Origin of the sequence: Curtobacterium sp. MCLR17_058 (genome assembly GCF_003234705.2) — a bacterium.
In the GTDB taxonomy this organism is placed as follows: Bacteria; Actinomycetota; Actinomycetes; order Actinomycetales; family Microbacteriaceae; genus Curtobacterium; species Curtobacterium flaccumfaciens.
Genome location: NZ_CP126262.1, coordinates 347,260 through 368,968 on the forward strand (window position 1 = coordinate 347,260; position 21,709 = coordinate 368,968).

Here is a 21,709-nt window from a genome sequence, read left to right on the forward strand (position 1 = left end):
GTCCCCGGACATCTGTCGCTTTCGCGGTCCTGCCGGTCGGTGGGCGGCGAGATCTGTCGCCATGGCGGGGTGGTCGCGCCCGTCGCTCCCTGGAGGCGCGGTGCGGGCTGGCACCGGGCCTCCAGGCCGGCGCGTCCGCGCCCACGGCGCGTGGCCAGCCCGCCTCCTTCGCGAAAGCGACAGTTCTCCGCGGAACATCCGCGTCGAACTGTCGCTTTCGCGGACCTGCCGCCTCGGACGTGCGAGATGTGTCGCTTTCGCGGGCCCCGGCTCGGGCGACGCGTGCCGCGCTACGCGCCGGTGCTCGCGCGCGGCACGAGCCGCGTCGGCAGGGCCGCGGGCTCGGCGGCCGTGCCGTCGAGCGTCGCGAGGAGCCGCAGTGCCGCAGCCCGACCGAGGTCGGCGCCGGGCAGCGCCACGCTCGTCAGGGCCGGCGCGGTGACCGACGACGACGGCAGGTCGTCGAAGCCCGCGACCGCGAGTGCTCCGGGGACGGCGATGCCGAGCGCACCGGCGACCCGCAGGACTCCGTAGGCCAGGGTGTCGGCTGCCGCAACGACGGCGGTGACGTCGTCGTCCTGCCAGGCCTCGATGACGTGCTCGGTGGCCGAGGCCGCGGCCTCCACGGTGAGGTCGGCGCGGGCGGTGACCTCGGAGACCGTGATGCCGGCGTCCGCGCAGGCCTGCTCGAACAGTTCGCGGCGCACGCCGAACGTCGCCGCCCGTGAGGTGCCGTCGAGGTAGCCCACGTGCCGGTGCCCCTGGTCGTGCAGGTGGGCGACGAGGTCGTGCACGCCGGTGGAGAGGTCGTAGTTGACGGCCTCGGGGCCGCCGGGGGCGTCGAGCAGCACCACGGGGACGCTCGCCGACATCGGCTCGTCGGCGGCGGGGGCGTCAACCAGGATGCCGGCCGGCCGGAGCCGTTCGAAGCGGCGGACGTCGGCCGCGACCGGCTGCGCACCCCGTTCGGTGACGGAGAGCACGAGCTGGAACCGGTCGCCCAGGGTGTCGCGGACGCCACGGATGACCTCGGCGAAGAACGGGTTCGACAGGTCGGGGGCGATGAACACGACGAGGTCGCCGCTGCCGCGCGCCAGCGAACTCGCGGCGTGGTCGACGACGTAGCCGAGGTCGTCCACGGCGTCGCGGACCCGTGCGGCGATGGGTGCTGAGACCCGCCCGCGGTCCTTGCCGTTCACGACGAGGGAGACCGTGGCGATGCTCGTGCCCGCACGCTCGGCCACCATCGCAGCGGTCACACGACGGCTCGGGGCGGCGGGGGAGGGCACTCGTCGATGCTAGCGAGCGCGATGGTCGAACTTGACGTCAAGCGTTTGACGTGTTTCGATGTCAAACGCTTGACGCGCCGCGTCGCCAGCACTCTGCCGGCCCGTGGATCCCCACCACGTCGAGCACTCACCTCGATTCCCCGAAGAAGTGGAGCGCCCAGCGTGCCCGATGCGACCCAGCCCGCCGCGAAGATCATCCTCGACTGCGACCCCGGCCACGACGACGCCGTGGCGCTCCTGCTCGCCCACGGCAGCCCCGCCATCGACCTGCTCGCGGTGACCACCGTCGTCGGCAACCAGACCCTGCCGAAGGTCACCCGCAACGCCCTGGCCGTCGCGCGCATCGCCGGCATCACCGGGGTGCCGTTCGCCGCCGGAGCCGCCCGCCCGCTGCTGCGCCAGATCGAGGTCGCACCGGACATCCACGGTGAGAGCGGCCTGGACGGCCCGATGCTCCCCGAGCCGTCGTTCGACCTCGACGAGCGCCACGCCGTCGACCTGATCATCGACACCGTGATGGCCCACGAGCCCGGCACGGTCACCCTCGTGCCGACCGGCGGCCTGACGAACATCGCCCTCGCCGCCCGGAAGGAGCCCCGCATCGTCGAGCGCGTCAAGCAGGTCGTGCTCATGGGTGGCGGCGTGCACGTCGGCAACTGGAGCCCGGTCGCCGAGTTCAACATCGTCATCGACCCCGAGGCCGCGGCCATCGTGTTCGAGGCCGGCTGGGACGTCGTGATGGTCGGCCTCGACCTGACGCACCAGGCCCTCGCCACCCCCGAGGTCGCCGCGCGCATCGCCGGCGTCGGCACCGCCCCCGCCGCGTTCGTCGGCGAGCTGCTCGACTTCTTCGGCCAGACCTACAAGGACGCCCAGGGCTTCGACGCCCCGCCGGTCCACGACCCCTGCGCCGTCGCGTACGTGATCGACCCCACGATCGTCCGCGCCGTGAAGGTCCCGATCCACGTCGAGACCCAGGGCGCGCTGACCCTCGGCATGACCGTCGCCGACTTCCGCGCCCCCGCACCCGAGGACTGCCGCACGAGCGCCGCGATGGAGCTCGACCACGGCCGGTTCTGGGACCTCGTCGTCGACGCCCTCGAGCGCATCGGCGAGACGGCCGACACCGGCTGGACCCCACGTGCCGCCGCCGACGCCGTCGAAGCCGGCATCACCACGACCCCGGAGCACTGAACCCCATGACCACCACCTCGACGAAGAAGTCGATCGGCGCCCTCACCGCCGCGCTCCTCGCCGCGTGCATCGCGTTCCAGCTGAACGCGAGCATGCTCAGCCCCGCCCTCGTCACGATGGCTCGCGAGCTGAACACCGACGACGCCACGATCGGGCTGTCGCAGACCCTGTACTTCACGCTCGCGGCGCTGTTCTCGCTGTTCCTGCCGCGGCTGTCCGACATCGTCGGTCGCAAGCGCGTGCTGATCGGCATGCTCGCCGTGATGCTCGTCGGCAGCATCGTCGCCGCGCTCGCGGTGAACGTGCCGATGCTGTTCGCCGGTCGCATCATCCAGGGCGTCACCGGTCCGGTCGTCCCGATCTGCCTGCTCGTCCTGCGCAACGAGATCAGCGACCCGAAGCGCTACGGCGCCGCCCTCGGGCTGCTCACCGCGGTGAACGGCGGCATCGCGGGTGTCGACGCCCTGGCCGGCGGCTGGATCGCGACGAACTTCGGGTTCCGCGGGATCTTCTGGGTCATCGCCGTCGTCACCGTCCTCGCCCTGTTCCTGGTCGCCGTCTGGGGTGTCGAGTCGAAGCCCTCGGCCGGCACCCGGATGGACTGGATCGGCGTCGTCCCCCTCGTGGTGAGCGTCGGTGCGCTGCTCACGGCGTTCAACGAGGCCGGCAAACTCGGCGCGGCGAACCCCGTGCTCGTGGTCGGTGGCGTCGTGGTCGCGCTCGTCGCCTTCGCCGTGTTCTGGGCCGTCGAGTCGCGGGTTCGGGAACCCCTGGTCGAGACCCGGTTCCTGAAGCGCCGCGCGACATGGGCGCTCCTCGCCACGACGTTCCTCACCATGACCGGCGTCTTCGCCGTCGTCAACGGTCTGGTCACGTCGCTCGCGCAGAACGGGGACGCCGGCTTCGGGATGGAGGCCGACCTGGCCTCGCTCGTGTTCCTCACCCCGTACGCGCTGGTCGGCTGGATCGTCGGACCCTTCGCCGGACGCCTCGCCCCGACCATCGGGTACCGCGCGGTCCTGCGCTTCGGACTCATCGGCAGCATCGTCTCGACGGTCCTGATGGCGCTCGTCGGCGTGCATTCGCTGCCGGTGCTGGTCACCGCGACGGTGCTGATCGGCATCACCTACGCCGGCATCGCGAACATCATCCTGAACGGCCTGGGCATCGTGCTGTCGCCGGAGTCGAACCCCGGGTTCCTGCCCGGGCTGAACGCCGGTGCGTTCAACCTCGGCGCCGGGGTCAGCTTCGCGGTCCTGCCCGCGCTGCAGATCGCGCTCGGCGTCGGCGGTTCCGCGGGCACCGCCGGGTACTCCGGTGGCATGCTGCTCGGGGCCGCGATCACGACTGTCGCACTCGCGATCTCGTTCCTCATCCCCCGTCCGGAGGGCGCCGAGACCACGTCCGTCGCCCCGCAGAAGGAGACCGTCCGTTGACCGAGAGCATCGTCGTCGTCGGGTCGCTCAACGCGGACCTGGTGGTCCGCACCGCGCGCTTCCCCCAGCCCGGTGAGACCCTGCAGGGCTCCGACCTCGCGATCCTGCCCGGGGGCAAGTCCGCCAACCAGGCGGTGGCTGCCGGGAGGCTCGGGGGCACGGTGCGCATGATCGGTGCGGTCGGCGACGACGGGAACGGTGCGCTGCTCCGCGACTCCGTCGCGGCTGCGGGTGTCGACACGACGCACGTCGCGATCCGGGAGGGCGTCGCGACCGGCACCGCCGTCATCACGGTCGACGCCGCAGGCGAGAACACCATCGTGATCTCCGCCGGGGCGAACGGCACGCTGACGCCGGACGACGTGCCGGCCGACGTCTTCGCCGGCGCCGCGGTGCTGGGGCTCTGCCTCGAGGTGTCGATCGACGTCGTCCTCGCCGCCGCCCGGGCCGCGCACGCTGCCGGGGTCACGGTGCTCACGAACCTGTCGCCGTTCGGCGCCGTGCCGGCCGAGCTCCTCGAGCTGACCGACGTCCTGCTGGTGAACGAGCACGAGGCCGCGGCGCTCGGGGACCACGGCGTCGCGCGGTCGATCGTCACCCGCGGTGGTGCCGGCTGCGTCGTGCACGACGGGGACGCCGAGCCGGTGCCGATCGACGCCGTGCGGGTCGAGCCGGTGGACACCACGGGCTGCGGCGACGCCTTCATGGGGGCGGTGGCGCTGCGTCTGGCCGCGGGGGACACCCTCGTCGACGCCGCTCGGTTCGCGGTGGGGGTCGGGGCGTACGCCGCGACCAAGCCGGGCGCACAGGCCTCGTACCCGACCATCGCCGAGCTGGAGGCGTTCCTGCGGGCGTAGGGCGGGCCTCCCGGTCCTCTCGGTACCAGCAAGGCCGTTAGCGTTGTCCCCATGCGCGTGGGAGTCCTCGACATCGGGTCCAACACCGGCCACCTGCTCGTGGTGGACGCCCACGGCGGAGCTGCGCCGCTGCCGGCGTCCTCGTTCAAGCAGCCGCTGCGGCTGGCCGAGCACCTGGACGACTCGGGCGCGGTGACCCAGCAGGGGATCGATGCCCTGACCACCTTCGTCGCCGACGCCGTCCGCGTCGCCGAGGAGCGCGGTTGCGAGGACATGCTCGCGTTCGCCACCTCGGCGGTGCGCGACGCCGGCAACTCCGAGGCCGTGCTCGCCCACGTCGAGGCCTCCACCGGGGTCGAACTGGCAGTCCTGTCCGGCTCCGACGAGGCCCGGCTGACGTTCCTGGCCGTGCGCCGCTGGTTCGGCTGGTCCGCCGGTCGCCTGGCGGTCTTCGACATCGGCGGTGGCTCGCTCGAGATCGCTGGTGGCGCCGACGAGGCACCGGACGTCGCGTGGTCGATGCCGATCGGCGCCGCACGCCTGGCGCGCTCCTACTTCGCGGCCGGCACCCCGACCGAGGACGACGTCCGCCGCATCCGGCACGAGATCCGTGTGGAGATCGCCCGGGACGCCGGACGGCTGCTCCGGTCGGGCCGCCCGGACCGGGCCGTGGCGACGTCGAAGACGTTCCGGTCGATCGCCCGCATCTGCGGTGCCGCCCCGTCGGCCGCCGGGCCCCTGGTGCCGCGCGCGCTCGACGGCGCGGTGCTGCGGCAGCGGCTGCCGGAACTGCTCACGATGTCGGTCGACGAGCTCGCGGCGCTGCCCGGCGTCTCACCGAGCCGGGCGCACCAGGTCGTGCCCGGGGCGCTCGTCGCCGAGGCGTGCCTGGACATCTTCGACCTGCCGGCCCTCGAGATCTGCCCGTGGGCGCTGCGCGAGGGCGTCATCCTCGAGCGGCTCGACCAGCTGTCGGTGCTCGGGACCCCGTAGCGCCCCGTCGGTCTAGCCGTTTGGCTGCGGGTCCGGCTGCCGTCGCTGCCTCGGCGGTGCGAGCAGCCACGGACGGATCAGCTTCGTCACGAACGGCAGCACCCAGAACGTCATGATCGGCGTGAGCACGACGGTCGTGATGAGCACCCGGGGCAGGATCGCGACGTGCGCGAACGCGGGGACGAGCCAGGCCATCAGGTACGTGAACGCGAGGTTGACCGGGAAGAAGCCGAGCCAGATGCTCACGGACTGTTTCCACCGCGGGGGAGCGCTCGAGGCCGGGGCGTGCTGCGGGACGTCGAACCACCCCTCGATGCCGGTGCGCTTCTCGACGCGGGACTCCACCACCAGGTCACGGCCGAGGTCGAGCCAGCGCAGCCGGTCGTCGGAGTTCTCCCACGTCGCCAGGGAGTCGTGGTCGGCGAACCGGTAGAGCATGTGCCACTCGCGGGACTGCGCGGTGGAACGCACCCACCCCGAGCCGAGGAAGCCGGGGTAGCGGTTCGCCAGGTTCACCCCGGACTGCACCCAGCGGGTGACCTCGGGGATGCGGTCGGGTTCGACCAGGCGGGTGACGGAGACGGTGACGGGCGGGCCTGCGGTCTCGGATGACGACTGCAGGCTCCCAGGCTCTTGTGGAGTCATCCGACCAGTGTCCCGGACCCGTGTTTCCGGCTCGTGACACGTGCCGCGCGCGCCGGCTGAACGGATCCGCGTCGTCCTTCGACCACCGTCCCAGGCGGGTGCAAGACGATCATCTGGCGAACGCACCACCGAGAGGACCCAGATGCACCCCGAGCCCACCACCACCCTCATCGCCACCGTCGACGGGCCCGACGGCGGCACGTACGAGGTGCGGCGGCTGACGCTCCCGGTGGGTGCGTCGACCGGCTGGCACCAGCACGACGCACGCCAGACGGGTCTCGTGGTGCGCGGTGCGCTGACGCACGTCACCGAAGAGGCCACTCGGGTCGTCGGGCCGGGGCAGGCCCTGGTCGAGGAGCCGCGCATCGTGCACGACGGCCGCAGCACCGGCACGGAGGACGCCGAGCTGCTCTACGTCGCCCACCTGCCGGCAGGCGCAGCGGCGTCGACCCCGGGCGAGGCGCCACCGAGCGAGGGGCCGGCCCGCAGCGCGCTCGTGACGGTCCCGCTGGGGCGGCCGCAGTTCGTCCACGCCCTGCGCTACACCGCGATGTACGCACCGAAGCCCTTCGCCGAGGCCCTGCTCGTCTACCGGGACAACGGCACGTACACGATCCTGTCCCCGGGTGAGGACCACCACGGCTGCTACGTCTCGGCGACCGATCCCGCCGAGGGGATGCGGCACGTCGCGTTCATGTCGTGGCCGTCCGCGGACTGGGGCCGGAACATCGCATCGCACACCCTGACCTTCGAGGCCGCGAGCGGCGCGTTCACCCAGGAGCTCCGGTTGTCGGGTGACCCGGTCCCGCGGGCGCAGTACGGGTACGCGGTGGCCGTCGAGGACCCGGAGTCGATCGACACCGGCGCCGGGTGGGCAGCGCTCCGCCAGCAGTACGCCGAGGTGTTCACCACGCTCGAGCGCCTGGCGGGCGGCGGGTCGACCGCGGCCTGAGCGGTCAGCTCGCCTGCTTCTTGGCGGCGGGCTTCTTGGCTGGCGCCTTCTTGGCCGGTGCCTTCTTCGGCGCCGACTTCGCGGGGGCTTTCTCCGTCGCGCTCTCGGCAGCCTTCTTGGCCGGGGCCTTCTTCGCCGGCGCCTTCCTGCCGGAGCCGGACGTGCCCGAGCCGGAACCGGTCGACGACCGTGAGGTCGACGACGAACGCGACCCCGAGCCTCCTGTCCGCTTCTTGTCGACGGACGCACGCAGGGCGGCCATCAGGTCGAGCACGTCACCGCCCTCGTCGTCGTCGTCCTCGTCGTCCTGCGCGCCGAAGGTCTTCTCGGTGTCGATGTCGTCGCCCGCCTCGAGCTTGGCGTCGATCAGCTGCTGCAGTTCCTCCTGGTAGGAGTCGGTGTAGCGGTCGGGATCGAAGTCGGTGGACATGCTCTCGACGAGCGAGGACGACATCTTCAGCTCGTTGGCGCTGACCTTCACCGTCGTGTCGAGGGTCTTGAAGTCGGCAGCGCGGACCTCGTCGCCCCAGAGCAGCCCCTGCAGCAGGATGACCTCGTCGTGCACCCGGAGCACCCCGAGCCGGGTCTTCTGCCGCAGGGTGAACTGGACGATCGCCAGGCGGTCGGTCTTCGCCAGGGTCTCGCGCAGCAGCACGTACGCCTTCGGCGAGCGCGAGTCGGGCTCCAGGTAGTAGGTCTTCTCGAACATCATCGGGTCGACCTGCTCGACGGGGACGAACTCGAGCACCTCGACCTCGTGCGACTGCTCCTCGGGGAGCTGCTTGAAGTCGTCCGCGGTGAGCACCACGGTCTTGTCACCGTCGTCGTAGGCACGCTGGATGTCCGCGTACTCGACCTCGTGGCCGAACTCGCACACCCGCTTGTACCGGATGCGGCCCTTGTCGTCGTCGTGGACCTGGTGCAGGGACACGTCGTGCGTCTCGGTGGCCGCGTAGACCTTGATGGGCACGTTGACGAGCCCGAACGCGATGGAGCCCTTCCAGATCGACCTCATGCGCACATGATGCCCGCCCGCACGCGTGCGTGCCCGGAGCCGACGGTTCCTCCACAGGTCCGCCGTCCGGGGGATCGTTCCACGGATGTCCGGTTCGCTGGACCGCCGCGAGGCCGGCGCGAGCACGATGGGCCCATGAGCCAGCTCGACAAGCAGGACCCGCGCGACCAGTTCCCCCGTCCGCCGTTCCCCGCGCAGACGCAGCAGGGGTCCGGGCTGGCGAGTGCGATGGACCCCGCCCCCGACCACGGCGAGACGAGCTACCTGGGCACCGGGCGGATGCGCGGGTACCGGGTGCTCGTCACGGGCGCGGACTCCGGCATCGGGCGCGCTGCGGCGATCGCGATGGCGAAGGAGGGTGCCGACGTCGCCCTGAACGCCCTGCCCGAAGAGCGCGAGGACCTCGAACAGGTCCGCGACGTCATCGGTGACCTCGGGCGCAAGGCGGTGCTGCTGCCCGGCGACCTGACGGACGAGGCCTTCTGCGACGTCCTGGTGCAGGACGCCGTCAGCGAGCTCGGTGGACTGGACGCGCTCGTGCTGGTCGCGGGCCACCAGCAGGTGCACGAGGACGTCACCGTGCAGAGCACCGAGGACTTCGACCGCACGATGAAGGTCAACCTGTACTCGCTGTTCTGGCTCGTCCGTGCTGCGGTCCCGCACATGGCGCCGGGCAGCTCGATCGTCACGACCAGCTCGGTGTCCGCGTACCAGCCCCAGGACCGCATGATCGACTACGCCGCGACGAAGGCCGCGATCATCACCTACACGAACGGGCTCGCGCGGCAGCTCGCCGGCAAGGGCATCCGCGCCAACACGGTGGTGCCCGGGCCGGTGTGGACGCCCCTGCAGCCGATCAGCTACCCGGGCGACGAGATCGCGGCGTACGGCCAGGACACCCCGTTCGGTCGTCCCGCCCAGCCCGTCGAGCTCGGCAGCGCCTACGTCTACCTGGCCGGGCCCGAGTCGTCGTACACGTCCGGCACGACCCTGACGGTGGCGGGAGCGACCGGGGTGGCGCTGTGAGTCCCGCCTCGCGCAAGACCGTCGTCCTGGTCGGGGACCGGCGGCTCGCCCTCACGAACACCGACAAGGTGCTCTACCCCGAGACCGGCACCACGAAGGGTCGGGTGATCGAGTACTACGAGCGGGTCGCGCCGTGGATGATCCCGCACGTCAAGGACCGCCCGGTGACCCGGAAGCGCTGGGCCAACGGTGTCGAGGGCAAGGTCTTCTTCGAGAAGAACCTGCCCGACTCGGCCCCCGACTGGGTGCGGCACCACACCATCCACCACTCGGAGCAGGACAACGAGTACCCGATCGTCGACGACCTGCCGACCCTGGTGTGGATGGCGCAGCAGGCCGCGCTCGAACTGCACGTCCCGCAGTGGCGGTTCGGCCCACGCGGCGCGCAGCAGAACCCGGACCGGCTCGTCCTCGACCTCGACCCGGGTGACGGCGTCGGGCTGCCCGAGTGCGTCGAGGTCGCCGTGGCCGCGCGCGAGATCCTGCACGGCATGGGGCTCGACCCGTACCCGGTGACGTCCGGCTCCAAGGGCATCCACCTGTACGCGGCCCTCGACGGCAAGGCGACGACGGCGCAGGTCTCCGACGTCGCCCACGAGCTGGCCAAGGCCCTCGAGACGGACCTGCCGGACCTGGTGCTGTCGTCGATGAGCCGTGCCGAGCGGAAGGGCAAGGTCTTCGTCGACTGGTCGCAGAACAACGGCAACAAGACGACCATCGCCCCGTACTCGCTGCGCGGCCGCGAGCGGCCGACGGTCGCGGCGCCCCGCACCTGGAAGGAGCTCGAGGAACGCGGGCTCGCGCAGCTCACGTTGGACGAGGTCCTCGAACGCCTGGAGGCCCGTGGGGACTTCCTGCACCCGGTCGCCTCCGCCTCGCTGGCCGTCGGGCGCGACGACCACGGTCACTGGGACAGCGACCGGACCGAGCGCGCGAACGACGCCGAGCAGCCCGCACGTGACCGGCTCGCCGCCTACCGGGCGAAGCGGGACGCCTCGAAGACGCCGGAGCCCGTGCCCGAGGGAGCGCCCACCGTGCGGAAGGACGGCACACCGACCTTCGTCATCCAGGAGCACCACGCCACCCGCGACCACTACGACTTCCGGCTCGAGCACGACGGGGTGCTGGTGAGCTGGGCCCTGCCGAAGGGCGAGCCGACCGACCCGGGCAAGAACCACCTGGCCGTGCAGACCGAGGACCACCCGCTCGAGTACGGGTCGTTCGAGGGCACGATCCCGAAGGACGAGTACGGCGGCGGCACGGTCACGATCTGGGACGACGGCACCTACGAGCTCGAGAAGTGGCGCGAGGGGCAGGAGGTCATCGTCACCCTGCACGGTCGGGCCGGCGGCGCTCGCCGTCTCGCGCTGTTGCACACCCGCGGCCGTGGCGGCGGGGACGAGAAGAACTGGCTCATCCACCGCACGAAGGAGCAACCCGAACGGCTGGCGGACGGCGGCGGCTCTGCCGGGCCGACGGTGGCGCGACGGTCGGACCGGCCGTCGGACGGGCACGGCGATGCGCAGCGCACCCCGCAGCGACGGATCAGCGGGGCCGCGGACGCTGAGACCCCGCCGTCGGAGCGCCGGACGATGCAGGCGACCCTGGCCAAGGGGGAGCCCCGGCTGGACCCGTCCGACTGGGCCTTCGAGATGAAGTGGGACGGGGTGCGCGCGTTGGCGACGGTCCGCGACGGGTCGGTGACCCTGCGCAGCCGCAACGACAACGACCTGACGGCCCAGTACCCCGAGCTGCAGGAACTGGGCGAGCGGGCCGGCGTGGACGGCGTGTTCGACGGTGAGATCGTGGCCGTCGACGATCGTGGCCGACCCTCGTTCCAGCTGCTCCAGAACCGCATGGGCCTGACGAAGGCGCGCGAGGTCCGGAGCGCGCAGGAGACGACGCCCGTGCGGTTCCTGCTGTTCGACGTGCTCGAGGCGGACGGGCACGAGCTGACGCGGCTCGGCTACGACGCCCGGCGGCAGGCACTCGAGACGGTCGTGGAGCCGGGCGGCGCGATCGACGTGCCGCCGGCGGTGCAGGGCGACCTCGACGCGGTGTTGGCCGCATCGCGCGAGCAGGGCCTCGAGGGCGTGGTCGCGAAGAAGCGGTCGTCGAAGTACGCCGAGGGGCGGCGGTCCGAGGCCTGGCTGAAGCTGAAGCACCACGCCACGCAGGAAGTCGTCGTCGGCGGCTGGAAACCGGGCAGCGGTCGACGTGCCGGCGGGATCGGGTCGCTGTTGCTCGGGGTGCCCGGCCCCGACGGGCTGGAGTACGTCGGCAAGGTCGGCACCGGGTTCCGTGACGGCGACCTCGACGAGATCGCCGGTGTTCTCGCACCGCTGGAACGGAAGACCCCGCCGTTCGTCGACGTCCCACGACCCGACGCGCGGGATGCGCACTGGGTCACGCCGAAGCGCGTCGGTGAGGTCGAGTTCGCCGAGTGGACCGGCGACGGACGGCTCCGGCAGCCGTCGTGGCGCGGGTGGCGCGTGGACAAGGACCCGGACGACGTCGTGCGGGAGACCTGACCCGCGCTCCGGCCTCGGCTCCACATGCGTGCGCATGGGGTCCGCCGCTGGCGAACATCCGTCCCCCGTACCGAGTCTGCGCGGGGGACAGTATCGGCACCGCTGGCCACGATCGGCCATCGGCTGTTACGTTCGCCGGGACGAAGGGGGCTTCGAAGATGAACTCGAGCAAGTACCTGCCGCCCTACACGGCCGCAGAACGCGTCGCGATCACGGGGGACGACCTGTCACAGCGGACCGTCGAACCGGGCAGCGGCGCCACGGAGACCGAGGTCCGGTACGCGGACTTCCTGGCCGACGAGGACGACGACTGACCGGGGCGGTCTGAGCGGCTGACCGCCCGGCGGGCGGGACAGACCCGACGGCCCGCACGCTGGATCAGGGAGCGCACGGACCGTCGCCGGGGCACGTGACCGGCCGGTTCAGGGAGACCGACCACGAGGCCCCGCACCGGGCTCGCCGAAGCGCGACCGGTGGGTCCACTGGTGAGACGTGCCGAATGACCGGATCGTCACACGAGCGGCAAGAAGAATCGCCGGGCGACCTCGATGGTCGCCCGGCGATCCCGTCTGTCCCGGGGGGGGGGATCCTGTCGGATCAGGACGGGGTCAGGCCGCGGGTGCAGGGCCGTCGGAGGGCACCGCGTGGTCGGCCACTGGTGCGTCTTCCTCGATGAGCTCGTCCTCTTCCGGCTCGACCACCTCGGCCGCGGCGGCCTTGGCCTCGTCGATGGACGCCTGGGAACGGCGGAGCAGGTCGTCGTCGTGTGCTGCCTGATCGGTCATGCCCAGCAACCTACGCGGGCGTCCCTGTGTCGGCGTCCCGACGGCGGGCTCCGTGCGTCGGGTCGTGCCGGCCGGTGTGCGGTGGCTCGAAGTCCACCGCGGACGTCGGTGCGGGCGTCGAGGGCATCGCCGGGGCGGCCGGTGAGCCGAACGCGTCGGCGGCGTCGAGCACCGCACGGGTGGCGGCCACGGCCGTCCGGAGTGCATCGCGGACGGGCATCGCCCGGTGTGCCGGGGTCCGGACCTCGACGCCCCACGGCTCGTCGAACCCGAGTTCGCGCACGGTCCGCACGAAGCCGGGCAGGTCCCACGCTCCGGCACCGGGCAGGTACCGTGCCGTCCGGGACTCCTCGGCGAGGGTCATCCCGCTCGGGGTGTGCAGCAGCCCGTCGCTCAGCTCGACGGCTGCGAGGACCCCCGGTGCGACGCCCTGCCGGATCGACGCGAGCGTGGAGCCGCCGCGGAGTGCGTGCATGGCGTCGATGAGCAGGCCGCCGTTGGGGTGCCCGGCAGCGGCGACGAAGCGGGAGGCCCGTTCGATCGTGGGCAGGTTCGACCACGGTTCCGGTTCGAGCACGAGCTGCGCTCCGACCGCTTCGGCCTGGTCGGCGAGCACGACCCAGTCGTCGGCCATCGTCGCGGGGGAGGCTCCGGGCAACGAGGTGTCGGCGCGCGCCACCACCTGCCAGGCGCTCAGCGTCGCCGCGGCCTCGAGCACGACCCCGCGGTCGGCGTCCTCGTCCTGGGTGCGGCTCGTGCACGTCCACCACCGGTCGAGTGGTCCGAGCTGGACCCAGACGATGCCGGCGGCGTCGAGCATGCGGCGCAGTTCGGCGAAGCCCGTCGTCGCGCGGACCTCGTGCAGGTCGTCGAGGGACAGCGACAGGCCGGCGAACCCGGCGGCACCGACGGCGTGCACGCGGTCGCGGATGCTCTCGTCGCCCGCCCACGTCCAGGACGTGGCGAGCAGGTCGTGTTCCAGCACGGTGGTACCTCCGGCAGTCCCGAGGTGTCCGCGTCGCCCCGTCGCGATGCGCCGCCCCGTGTCCGCCGCGGGCCCCACCCGCGACGATGCCCAAGATCTACCCGAGCTGCCTGCGAACGCTCCCAGCCCGTCGACACATCGCCGACACGTGCTTCAGACGATCCGGGTCCGGACCTCGCCGACGCCGGCGATCGTGCCGACGAGCACGGCGCCGCGTTCGAGCACGCCGACACCGTCAGGAGTGCCGGTCATCACGAGGTCGCCGGGCGCGAGCGCCACGGACCGTGACAGCGCCGCGATCGTCTCGGCGACCGACCAGATCTGGTCGGTCAGGTCGCCCGACTGCCGGAGTTCCCCGTCCACCGTCAGCTCGATCGCCCCGCTGGTCGGGTCGACCTCGGCCGCCGGGGTGAGCACGCCGATCGGTGCCGAGGCGTCGAAGCCCTTGGCCGTGTCCCACGGGCGCCCGAGTCGCTTCGCCTCGGCCTGCAGGTCGCGGCGGGTGAGGTCGATCCCGACGGCGTACCCCCAGACGTGTGCGAGGGCGTCGGCGACGGCGATGTCCGTGCCGCCGGTGCCGATCGCGACGACGAGCTCGACCTCGTGCTCCAGTTGCTGCGTCAGCGGCGGGTACGGGGTGTCGGCCCCGTCGACCACGACCGCGTCTGCCGGCTTGGTGAAGAAGAACGGCGGCTCGCGGTCCGGGTCGTGGCCCATCTCGCGGGCGTGCGCGGCGTAGTTCCGTCCGACGCAGAACACACGGCGGACGGGGAAACGCGCGCCCGTCGTCGTGGGCACGGTCGGGAGGCTCGGGGCCGGGATGACGAGTTCGGTCACGGTCCCAGCGTGGCAGGCTCGCAGGGCATCGGTTCAGCTCTCACCGAAGGACGCCTCGTACTTGAGCTTCCGCGCCCGTGCGCGCTCCTGGCGTTCGCGCCATTCGATGCGCGCCTGACGGAGCTCTTCCTCGGCGCCCTTCGCCCGCATCATGGGCCCGTAGTGCGGGTCCGCCAGCAGTGCGGGCGTCGTCAGTTCACGTCCGTCGAGCCAGCGCTTGAAGTCCTTGTCACTCAGCTTCGAGATCATCGTTCGCTCCTTCGATCGTCGCTGCGGTCAGGTCGTCGAGTGCCTGGCCGACCCAGCGGTCGTCCGCGGTCGTCCAACTGCGGGTCACCAGCGCAACCGACATCACACCGGCGGCCGCGCGCTGTCCTTCGTCGTCCGAGGTCGCCCGGTCGGCGACCCACGACCAACGCTGCCACCACAGGTCGCGGTGCACCGAGAACTCTGCATTTCGCCGTCCTGCGCGCCCGTCGAGCACCGAGGCGACGAGCGCACCCAGCGCGACGGTCGCGCTCGTGACCGACACGAGCGCGCTGATCCAGCCGATGTCCATGCCGGAACCCTGACAGCACGGAACCGGCCACGCGGCGGGCGTGACCGGTCCTGTGGACGGCGCTCCGGGCCTCCAGGCCTGTGGAGGAGTGCGTCAGTTGCCGGGCGCGGCCGCCTCGGTCTCGCCCGCACCCGGGTCGCCGCCGGTCCCGCCGCTGGCGGGCTCGTCCTGCGGCCAGCCCGCGAACTCCCAGCCCGCGAGGGACGGGTGGTCCTCGCCCTTCGTGTACGCGAACGTCCGCGCGGCGTCACGCGCCTCGGAGAGCTTCGTGAGCAGGTCGGCGTGCGCCTCGGCGTCCACCCGCGTCAGGGCGTCGTGGGCCAGGGCGAAGCGGTCCATCTCGTTGCGCATGAGCATGTCGAACGGCGAGGTCGTCGTGCCCTGCTCGAGGAACCCGTGCACGTGCAGGTCGTCGTGCCCGTTCCGGCGGTACGTCAGCTGGTGCACGAGGGTCGGGTACCCGTGGAACGCGAAGACCGTGGGCGTGCCGGGCAGGAAGAGCGCGTCGTACTGCTCGTCCGGGATCGGGTGCTCGTGCTTGCGCGGGTCACCGAGCGCCAGCAGGTCGACGACGTTGAGCACGCGGACCCCGACGCCGGGAGCGTGCTTCCGGATGATGTCGGTGGCGGCGATCGCCTCGACCGTGGGGACGTCACCGGCGCAGGCGAGCACGACGTCGACCTTCCCGACGGCCTGCTCCGTGCCGGCGAAGTCCCACACGCCGAGTCCGGCCTGCGCGTGCGCGACCGCGTCGTCGAGGGACAGGAAGACCGGCTCCGGGTGCTTGCCCGCGACGATCACCTCGATGCGGTCCGTGGTCTCCATCGCGTGCGCGGCGACGGCGAGCAGCGTGTTGGCGTCGGCCGGCAGCTTGATCCGGACGAGGTCCTGCTGCTTCGACGCGACGACGTCCAGGAACCCGGGGTCCTGGTGGGAGAACCCGTTGTGGTCCTGTCGCCAGACGTGCGACGAGAGCAGGAGCGACAGGTTGGACACCGGCACGCGCCAGTCGATGTCGGTCGAGGACTCCAGCCACTTGGCGTACTGCCCGACCATCGAGTCGATGATGTGGGCGAATGCCTCGTAGGTGTTGAGCATCCCGTGCCGACCGGACAGCACGTACCCCTCGAGCATCCCCTCCAGCAGGTGCTCGGACAGGACCTCGGTGACCCGTCCGCGTGCGGCGAGGTGCTCGTCGCCTGCGGCGCGCTGGGCTCGCCAGACGCGCGAGGTCACGTCGAAGACCGCGTCGAGCTTGTTCGAGATCGTCTCGTCCGGGCCGAACAGCCGGAAGGTCGAGGCGTTCTTCTCGATGAGTGCGGCGAGCCAGGGGCCGAGCGTGCCCGTGGCCGACGCCGTGGAACCGGCCTCGACCGCGTACGGCTCGAGCGGCGGCCGGTCGAGCGCGGTCCGCAGCCGACCGCCGTTGCCGTGCGGGGTGGCACTCATCCGCTCGTCACCGGTCGGACGGATCGTGGTCATGATGCCGACGGGGTGGCCGTCCTCGTCGAAGAGCTCCTCGGGGCGGTACGAGCGCATCCACTCCTCGAGCTGCGCACGGTGGCCGTCGTCCTCGCGCACCGCGGGCAGCGGCACCTGGTGCGCGCGGAAGGTCCCCTCGACCTGCTCGCCGTCGACCTCCTTCGGGCCGGTCCAGCCCTTCGGGGTGCGCAGCACGATCATCGGCCAGCGCGGACGCAGGTCCGCGGCGCCGGCGGGCTGCCCCGCGGCGGCACGGGCGGCCTGGGCGCGGGCAGCGGCCTGGATGTCGTCGATGCCGGCGAGGGCGCGTCGCAGGGCACCGTCGAACAGGGCGTGGACCGCGTACGGGTCGTCGTCGACGCGGCGGGAGTTGACCACGATCGGGTCGTAGCCGAGCCCGCGGAAGTACGCGGTGAGGTCCTCGTCGGGTATGCGGGCCAGGACGGTCGGGTTCGCGATCTTCCAGCCGTTGAGGTTGAGGATCGGCAGCACGGCGCCGTCGGAGACCGGGTCGAGGAACGTGTGCGCCTGCCACGAACCGGCGAGCGGACCGGTCTCGGCCTCACCGTCACCGACCACGCACGCGACGACGAGGTCCGGGTTGTCGAGCGCCGCACCGTAGGCGTGCGACAGCGAGTAGCCGAGCTCACCGCCCTCGTTGATGGAGCCGGGGGTCTCCGGGGCGGCGTGCGAGGGGATGCCGCCGGGGAACGAGAACTGGCGGAAGAACCGCTGCAGGTCGACGTCCTGGTACAGCTCGTTCCACGTGCCGTCCAGCCAGGCGTTCGCGTTCATCGCCGGACCGCCGTGCCCCGGGCCGCAGATGTACAGGAACTCGCGACCGGTCTCCGTGATCAGCGCGTTGCAGTGCGCGTACACGAGGTTCAGTGCGGGGGAGGTGCCCCAGTGGCCGAGCAGCCGTGGCTTGACGTCGTCGGGTTCGATCGGCCGGCTGAGCAGCGGGTTGTCCAGCAGGTAGATCTGCCCGACCGTCAGGTAGTTGGCGGCGCGCCACCAGGCGTCGACCGCCCGGAGCCGGTCGGTGGTGGAGATGTGTGCTGGAGCCATGGGTACACGGTACGAAACACCGGGTTGCGGCACCTCAGGAAACTCGTCCCAAACCGATCGGGCGGGGGCGCCGAATGACTTGCACAGGGCAAAAGCCCAGGGCGCTCTCCGGTCACAGTTGGCCGGTACTCAGTGTGTGCACAGTGCACATTCGGCCACCGGCCGGAGCGCCTCCAGAGCAAAGGACTGATCACGATGCGTAAGAGCCTCAAGACCTCCATCACCCTCGCCACGACCGGCGCCCTCGTCCTCGGCGGTGCCGCGTTCGGGATCTCCTCCGCCCAGGCCGCGACCCCGAACGTGCACACGGTGTCGTCGTCGTCGTCGAAGATCCCCGCACCCGTCGCCTCGGTCCCCGAGGTCCTCGGTGGCTCCACCGCCGTGAAGCTCGACTCCGGCTTCACCGACGCCCTCACCGCCCTGAAGCTCACCCCCGGCGTCTCCGGTGACGCGACCCTGGCTGACGGGTCGGTGTCGTTCCCGATCACCGCCGGGTCGGTCACCTACTGGTCGCCCGATGGCAACTACCGCCCGTACGTGCAGGGCCTGCTGAACCACGACGACTCGGGGCTGACCCTGAAGGCCGGCGACACCACCGTCACGCTGGAGAACTTCGTCGTGAACCCGGGCTCGTCCAAGCTCTACGGTGACGTCCTCGTCAACGGCAAGGTCGCCGCGGCCAACGCGTTCCTGTTCGAGCTGCACGGCGGCTCCCTCAAGCCCCTCCAGCTCGAGGGCGACAACGCCATCCTCACCGGCACCACCGTCCACATCTCCGAAGACGCCGCCGGCCTGCTGAACAAGACCTTCGGCACCGACGCCGTCAAGCGCGGCCTGCTCGTCGGCACCGCCACCATCACCGCACAGATCAAGTAACACCCCGCACCACCGCAATCGGCCCGGACCACGCAGCAGCGTGGCCCGGGCCGACGTGCGTTGCACGACGTGCGTCGTGCGGTACCTGGCGGAACCGGGCGTACCTGGTGGAATCGGGCGTACCTGGTGGAACCGGGCGTACCTGGCGGAAAAGGGCGTACCTGGCGAGTTCTTTCGACCAGGTACGCCCGTTCTTGCGAACCATCGCGCGCGCGATGGGAAAGAACGTACGCACACGAGGGACGGGAGGCCCAGTGCCAGCTGGCACCGGGCCTCCCGTCCGTCATGTGCGGACGCCGGGCCGGCGGCCGCCGTCATTACGGGCTGGGCGACACCTCACGGGCTCACATCCGCGAGAACTGTCGCTCAGCGCGAAATCGCGCCCGGACCCCACCGCGCCGCACCGCACCGCGGCACCGCTCAGCGGCGGCGCCGCCACCACCGCCGCGGCTTCGCCTCGAGCCGCGCCTGCTCCGCAGCCCGCGCGGCCGAAGCCATGCGCACCTCGCGGCGCTCCCGCCAGGCGAGCACCTCGGCCTCGACGTCGCGCATCGGCGTCACCACCGGCGGCCCGCCGAGCAGCTGCCGCCGTGCCTCTTTCACCCGCGCGTTGAAGTCCACCAGGACGTCCCGCACGTCGGACTCCAGCGACAGCGCGTCGAGTGCGTCGTCGAGTTCGGCGTCCTCGGTCCGCAGCGCCAGGGCCGGCGGAGCGATGCCCCGGATGTCCTCACGCTCGATCTTCGACTTGATCCACCAGTCCGGGTCGTGCTGCCCGTCGAGTCCCGGCAGTGGCTTCCCGTGGTACGGGTTGCCCTCGAAGACCCCGTGGCGCTCGGCCTCCGCGATCTGGGCCCGGGCGTGCGCGGCGACGTCGGCGGCCTTGAGCAGCCGACGTTCCTCACGTTCCGATCGCACCTCGTCGGGGTCGAGCGACCCCCGCTCGATCTCCTGGTCGACGAGCTGCTGGTAGCGGTAGCGCGCGGCTCTGCGGAGCCGGTCCATCCGTGCATCGACGTCGTTCATCGTCAGACCATGATGCCCCGCGCCCCCGACGGTTCGTCCAGCCCGGTCAGGACTTCTCTGAGACTTCTTCGATGGTCAGCGCGGCCTGGATGAGGGCCAGGTGCGACAGACCCTGGGGGATGTTGCCCATGAAGTCCCCGTCGACGGCACTGAGCATCTCGCTGAACAGGCCGACGTCGTTCGCCTGCGCGACCATGTCGTCCATCAGCTGCTTCGCGTCGTCGACCCGTCCGACGCAGGCCAGGGCCGCAGCGAGCCAGAACGAGCACGCCACGAACGGCGATTCCTCGTCCTGGATGCCGGAGTACCGGTACACGAGCGGGCCGTGCTGCAGCTGCTCCTCGATCGCCCGGATCGTGGACTCCATGCGCGGTCCGCGGTCGAACGCCGACATCGCGTGCAGCAGGATCGAGCAGTCGAGCGCGTCGGTGCCCGGGTACATGACGTAGTGGCCGAGTTCCTCGTTCCACCCGTTCTCGGCGACCCAGTCCTCGATGAGCTCGCGGTTCTCGATCCACTTCTCGCGCGGGCCGTCGATCATCCCCGCGTCGTGCAGCTCGACTGCGGCGTCGAGCGCCTGCCAGCAGCCGATCTTGCTCGTCGTGTAGTGCTGCGCCTCCTGCAGCTCCCACATGCCCGAGTCGGGCTCCACCCAGCGGTGGCACGCGTCGTCGGCCAGGTCCTGCAGCACCGAGGCCGTCTTGCGGTCGAGCACGTTGCCGGCTCGGACGTACTGCCGCATGATCTCGAACACGTCGCCCCAGACCCCGAGCTGCAGCTGGTCACCCGCGCGGTTGCCGATCGTGACCGGCCCGATGCCGTTCCAGCCCGGGACGTCGCGCTCCTCGACGGTGTCGCTCTTCGACCCGTCGAGTCCGTAGAAGATCGGCATCGTCTCGTCGTGCTCGGCGATCGTGCGCATCACCCACGACACGGCGGCGTGCGTCTCCTCGCGCAGGCCGAAGCGGGTGAGCGCGTGCACCGTGTACGCCAGGTCGCGCACCCAGGCGAACCGGTAGTCCCAGTTCTTCCCGCCGGTGCGGTCCTCGGGCAGGCTCGTCGTCGGGGCTGCGGCGATGGCGCCGGTGGGGGCGAAGATCAGGAGCTTCAGGGCGAGGGCGCTGCGCTGGACGGCGTCCGACCAGGGGCCGTCGTAGCTGAACTCCTTCGACCAGGTCGACCAGTTCTCGATCGTGCGGTCGACCCCTTCGAGGGTGCGCTCCGGCTCGGGCAGGAAGATCGGCTCGTCGTAGGTGCCGACGATGGTCAGGATCGACTTCGAGCCCTCGGTCGTCGTGAACCGCCCCGAGAACCGGGGGCCGTCGTCGTGCACCGGTTCGAAGCCCTGCTCGACGATCGCGATGGTCACGCCGTCGATGCCGATCACCGTGCCGTTCGCGGTGTCGAGTCGGCGCGGTTCGGCGGTGTTCAGGATCGTGCCGGGCACGACCGCCCACTCCATCTCGACCGAACCGTCGATCCCCTGCACGCAGCGGCCGATCTCGGCCCACGGCAGGCGTCCGGCCACACCGGTGACCATGGCGTCGGTCACGGTGGCGGTGCCGGACGGGGTCGTCCACGTCGTCACGAGCACGTTCGTCCCCGGCAGGTAGGCGCGGGACACCTGCGCCCGGTCGTCCACCGGCCGCAGGGCGACGTGTCCGCCGTGCTCGGCGTCGACGATGCTCGCGAACACCGGCGGCGAGTCCATCGACGGGATCGGCAGCCAGTCGATCCGGCCGTCGAGCGCGATGAGGGCGACCGTCCGCCCGTCGCCGATCGCACCGTACGAACGGAGCGGGACGTACCCGTTCGTCCGTTCCTCGTTCTCGGTCGCGTCGGGGGTGTCTCGCGTGCGCTCGGTCATGCGTCCAGCCTGCCCCCGCCCCGGTGGCGACCATCAGGCGGACGTACCCCTCGTGGAGAACGCACGCCGGGCCTCCCGCCTGTGGAGAACCACCGGCGAACCGCCGGAGCACCCCAGGACAGCCGCCGGCGAACCCTCGGCGCCCAGCCGACACGCCCACGCGACTTGCGTGTCCCGGGCGTGTCGCACTAGCGTCGTCCTCCTGCCGATCGGCAGACCGCCCGCCCCGGGCACACCCGGAAGGACCGCGCATGCGCGCCGTGCAGCACAACGAGGAACGCGTCGA

At 71.6% G+C, this 21,709-nt stretch carries 20 protein-coding genes; 9 read left to right on the forward strand and 11 right to left on the reverse strand.

Going from position 1 to position 21,709, the window contains the following annotated elements:
• Nucleotides 1-290: 290 nt before the first annotated feature.
• Entirely contained in the window at nucleotides 291-1,289 is a 999-nt protein-coding gene (locus DEJ11_RS01750; RefSeq protein ID WP_258373941.1) for a LacI family DNA-binding transcriptional regulator, read from the reverse strand.
• A gap of 162 nt (nucleotides 1,290-1,451) precedes the next feature.
• On the opposite strand from DEJ11_RS01750, the gene uriH reads away from it, so the two are divergent.
• Genes uriH through DEJ11_RS01770 form a run of 4 tightly spaced genes read left to right on the forward strand, consistent with a single transcriptional unit; the run spans nucleotide 1,452 to nucleotide 5,769 of the window.
• A complete protein-coding gene (gene uriH, locus DEJ11_RS01755) occupies nucleotides 1,452-2,483 on the forward strand; it encodes a uridine-preferring nucleoside hydrolase UriH (RefSeq protein ID WP_071251777.1) in 1,032 nt (343 codons plus the stop codon).
• A gap of 5 nt (nucleotides 2,484-2,488) precedes the next feature.
• Nucleotides 2,489-3,919, forward strand: coding sequence for a uridine transporter UriT (gene uriT / locus DEJ11_RS01760; protein ID WP_111039774.1), 1,431 nt, complete (start codon nucleotides 2,489-2,491; stop codon nucleotides 3,917-3,919).
• Nucleotides 3,916-4,776 (forward strand): ribokinase, encoded by an 861-nt coding sequence (locus tag DEJ11_RS01765; RefSeq protein ID WP_111105221.1) that lies wholly within the window; start codon nucleotides 3,916-3,918, stop codon nucleotides 4,774-4,776. Before uriT ends, DEJ11_RS01765 begins: the two co-directional genes overlap by 4 nt.
• Before the next feature lie 51 nt (nucleotides 4,777-4,827).
• Nucleotides 4,828-5,769, forward strand: coding sequence for a Ppx/GppA family phosphatase (locus DEJ11_RS01770; protein WP_042538327.1), 942 nt, complete (start codon nucleotides 4,828-4,830; stop codon nucleotides 5,767-5,769).
• A gap of 12 nt (nucleotides 5,770-5,781) precedes the next feature.
• Here the strand turns inward: DEJ11_RS01770 and DEJ11_RS01775 are convergent, their stop codons facing one another.
• Nucleotides 5,782-6,414, reverse strand: coding sequence for an antibiotic biosynthesis monooxygenase (locus tag DEJ11_RS01775; RefSeq protein ID WP_111105220.1), 633 nt, complete (start codon nucleotides 6,412-6,414; stop codon nucleotides 5,782-5,784).
• Between the two features lie 142 nt (nucleotides 6,415-6,556).
• Here DEJ11_RS01775 and DEJ11_RS01780 point away from each other — a divergent pair, with 142 nt between their 5' ends.
• Nucleotides 6,557-7,366, forward strand: coding sequence for a cupin domain-containing protein (locus DEJ11_RS01780; RefSeq protein WP_111105219.1), 810 nt, complete (start codon nucleotides 6,557-6,559; stop codon nucleotides 7,364-7,366).
• Nucleotides 7,367-7,370: 4 nt separating this feature from the next.
• Here DEJ11_RS01780 and ku read toward each other — a convergent pair whose 3' ends face one another.
• Nucleotides 7,371-8,381, reverse strand: coding sequence for a non-homologous end joining protein Ku (ku, locus tag DEJ11_RS01785; RefSeq protein ID WP_111105218.1), 1,011 nt, complete (start codon nucleotides 8,379-8,381; stop codon nucleotides 7,371-7,373).
• 135 nt (nucleotides 8,382-8,516) lie between these two features.
• On the opposite strand from ku, the gene DEJ11_RS01790 reads away from it, so the two are divergent.
• The 3 genes from DEJ11_RS01790 to DEJ11_RS01800 all read left to right on the forward strand — a co-directional run bounded on the left by DEJ11_RS01790 (nucleotide 8,517) and on the right by DEJ11_RS01800 (nucleotide 12,252).
• A complete protein-coding gene (locus DEJ11_RS01790) occupies nucleotides 8,517-9,407 on the forward strand; it encodes an SDR family oxidoreductase (RefSeq protein ID WP_111105217.1) in 891 nt (296 codons plus the stop codon).
• The gene (locus tag DEJ11_RS01795) at nucleotides 9,404-11,938 is read left to right on the forward strand and encodes an ATP-dependent DNA ligase (protein WP_111105216.1); all 2,535 of its coding nucleotides are present in this window, start codon (nucleotides 9,404-9,406) and stop codon (nucleotides 11,936-11,938) included. Before DEJ11_RS01790 ends, DEJ11_RS01795 begins: the two co-directional genes overlap by 4 nt.
• 158 nt (nucleotides 11,939-12,096) lie before the next feature.
• The gene (locus DEJ11_RS01800; RefSeq protein WP_164941141.1) at nucleotides 12,097-12,252 is read left to right on the forward strand and encodes a hypothetical protein; all 156 of its coding nucleotides are present in this window, start codon (nucleotides 12,097-12,099) and stop codon (nucleotides 12,250-12,252) included.
• Between the two features lie 294 nt (nucleotides 12,253-12,546).
• Here DEJ11_RS01800 and DEJ11_RS01805 read toward each other — a convergent pair whose 3' ends face one another.
• From DEJ11_RS01805 to DEJ11_RS01830, 6 genes are all read right to left on the reverse strand, one after another.
• Complete coding sequence (locus DEJ11_RS01805; protein ID WP_181440750.1) at nucleotides 12,547-12,723, reverse strand: hypothetical protein; 177 nt, start codon at nucleotides 12,721-12,723, stop codon at nucleotides 12,547-12,549.
• 10 nt (nucleotides 12,724-12,733) lie between these two features.
• Entirely contained in the window at nucleotides 12,734-13,708 is a 975-nt protein-coding gene (locus DEJ11_RS01810) for a sugar phosphate isomerase/epimerase family protein (RefSeq protein WP_146248751.1), read from the reverse strand.
• A gap of 153 nt (nucleotides 13,709-13,861) precedes the next feature.
• Entirely contained in the window at nucleotides 13,862-14,545 is a 684-nt protein-coding gene (locus DEJ11_RS01815; RefSeq protein WP_111047861.1) for a fumarylacetoacetate hydrolase family protein, read from the reverse strand.
• Nucleotides 14,546-14,578: 33 nt separating this feature from the next.
• Nucleotides 14,579-14,794 carry a hypothetical protein gene (locus DEJ11_RS01820; protein ID WP_111047860.1) on the reverse strand — a complete coding sequence of 72 codons (216 nt, stop codon included), beginning with the start codon at nucleotides 14,792-14,794 and terminating at the stop codon, nucleotides 14,579-14,581.
• Entirely contained in the window at nucleotides 14,775-15,104 is a 330-nt protein-coding gene (locus tag DEJ11_RS01825; RefSeq protein WP_111047859.1) for a hypothetical protein, read from the reverse strand. Before DEJ11_RS01825 ends, DEJ11_RS01820 begins: the two co-directional genes overlap by 20 nt.
• 93 nt (nucleotides 15,105-15,197) lie before the next feature.
• The gene (locus DEJ11_RS01830) at nucleotides 15,198-17,654 is read right to left on the reverse strand and encodes a phosphoketolase family protein (RefSeq protein WP_111105214.1); all 2,457 of its coding nucleotides are present in this window, start codon (nucleotides 17,652-17,654) and stop codon (nucleotides 15,198-15,200) included.
• Between the two features lie 195 nt (nucleotides 17,655-17,849).
• On the opposite strand from DEJ11_RS01830, the gene DEJ11_RS01835 reads away from it, so the two are divergent.
• On the forward strand, nucleotides 17,850-18,530 hold the full coding sequence (locus tag DEJ11_RS01835; RefSeq protein ID WP_071247112.1) for a hypothetical protein: 681 nt from the start codon (nucleotides 17,850-17,852) through the stop codon (nucleotides 18,528-18,530).
• 420 nt (nucleotides 18,531-18,950) lie between these two features.
• Here the strand turns inward: DEJ11_RS01835 and DEJ11_RS01840 are convergent, their stop codons facing one another.
• Entirely contained in the window at nucleotides 18,951-19,556 is a 606-nt protein-coding gene (locus tag DEJ11_RS01840) for a DnaJ family domain-containing protein (protein WP_111105029.1), read from the reverse strand.
• A gap of 46 nt (nucleotides 19,557-19,602) precedes the next feature.
• The gene (locus DEJ11_RS01845) at nucleotides 19,603-21,423 is read right to left on the reverse strand and encodes a glycoside hydrolase family 15 protein (protein ID WP_111105027.1); all 1,821 of its coding nucleotides are present in this window, start codon (nucleotides 21,421-21,423) and stop codon (nucleotides 19,603-19,605) included.
• Nucleotides 21,424-21,709 lie beyond the last annotated feature (286 nt).

Bases quoted from the DNA above. Each gene is read 5' to 3' on its own strand.
- uriT (WP_111039774.1), top strand. From the start codon at position 2,489: ATGACCACCACCTCGACGAAGAAGTCGATCGGCGCCCTCACCGCCGCG.
- DEJ11_RS01770 (WP_042538327.1), top strand. From the start codon at position 4,828: ATGCGCGTGGGAGTCCTCGACATCGGGTCCAACACCGGCCACCTGCTC.
- DEJ11_RS01775 (WP_111105220.1), bottom strand. From the start codon at position 6,414: ATGACTCCACAAGAGCCTGGGAGCCTGCAGTCGTCATCCGAGACCGCA.
- DEJ11_RS01780 (WP_111105219.1), top strand. From the start codon at position 6,557: ATGCACCCCGAGCCCACCACCACCCTCATCGCCACCGTCGACGGGCCC.
- ku (WP_111105218.1), bottom strand. From the start codon at position 8,381: ATGAGGTCGATCTGGAAGGGCTCCATCGCGTTCGGGCTCGTCAACGTG.
- DEJ11_RS01790 (WP_111105217.1), top strand. From the start codon at position 8,517: ATGAGCCAGCTCGACAAGCAGGACCCGCGCGACCAGTTCCCCCGTCCG.
- DEJ11_RS01800 (WP_164941141.1), top strand. From the start codon at position 12,097: ATGAACTCGAGCAAGTACCTGCCGCCCTACACGGCCGCAGAACGCGTC.
- DEJ11_RS01805 (WP_181440750.1), bottom strand. From the start codon at position 12,723: ATGACCGATCAGGCAGCACACGACGACGACCTGCTCCGCCGTTCCCAG.
- DEJ11_RS01820 (WP_111047860.1), bottom strand. From the start codon at position 14,794: ATGATCTCGAAGCTGAGTGACAAGGACTTCAAGCGCTGGCTCGACGGA.
- DEJ11_RS01825 (WP_111047859.1), bottom strand. From the start codon at position 15,104: ATGGACATCGGCTGGATCAGCGCGCTCGTGTCGGTCACGAGCGCGACC.
- DEJ11_RS01830 (WP_111105214.1), bottom strand. From the start codon at position 17,654: ATGGCTCCAGCACACATCTCCACCACCGACCGGCTCCGGGCGGTCGAC.
- DEJ11_RS01835 (WP_071247112.1), top strand. From the start codon at position 17,850: ATGCGTAAGAGCCTCAAGACCTCCATCACCCTCGCCACGACCGGCGCC.
- DEJ11_RS01840 (WP_111105029.1), bottom strand. From the start codon at position 19,556: ATGAACGACGTCGATGCACGGATGGACCGGCTCCGCAGAGCCGCGCGC.
- DEJ11_RS01845 (WP_111105027.1), bottom strand. From the start codon at position 21,423: ATGACCGAGCGCACGCGAGACACCCCCGACGCGACCGAGAACGAGGAA.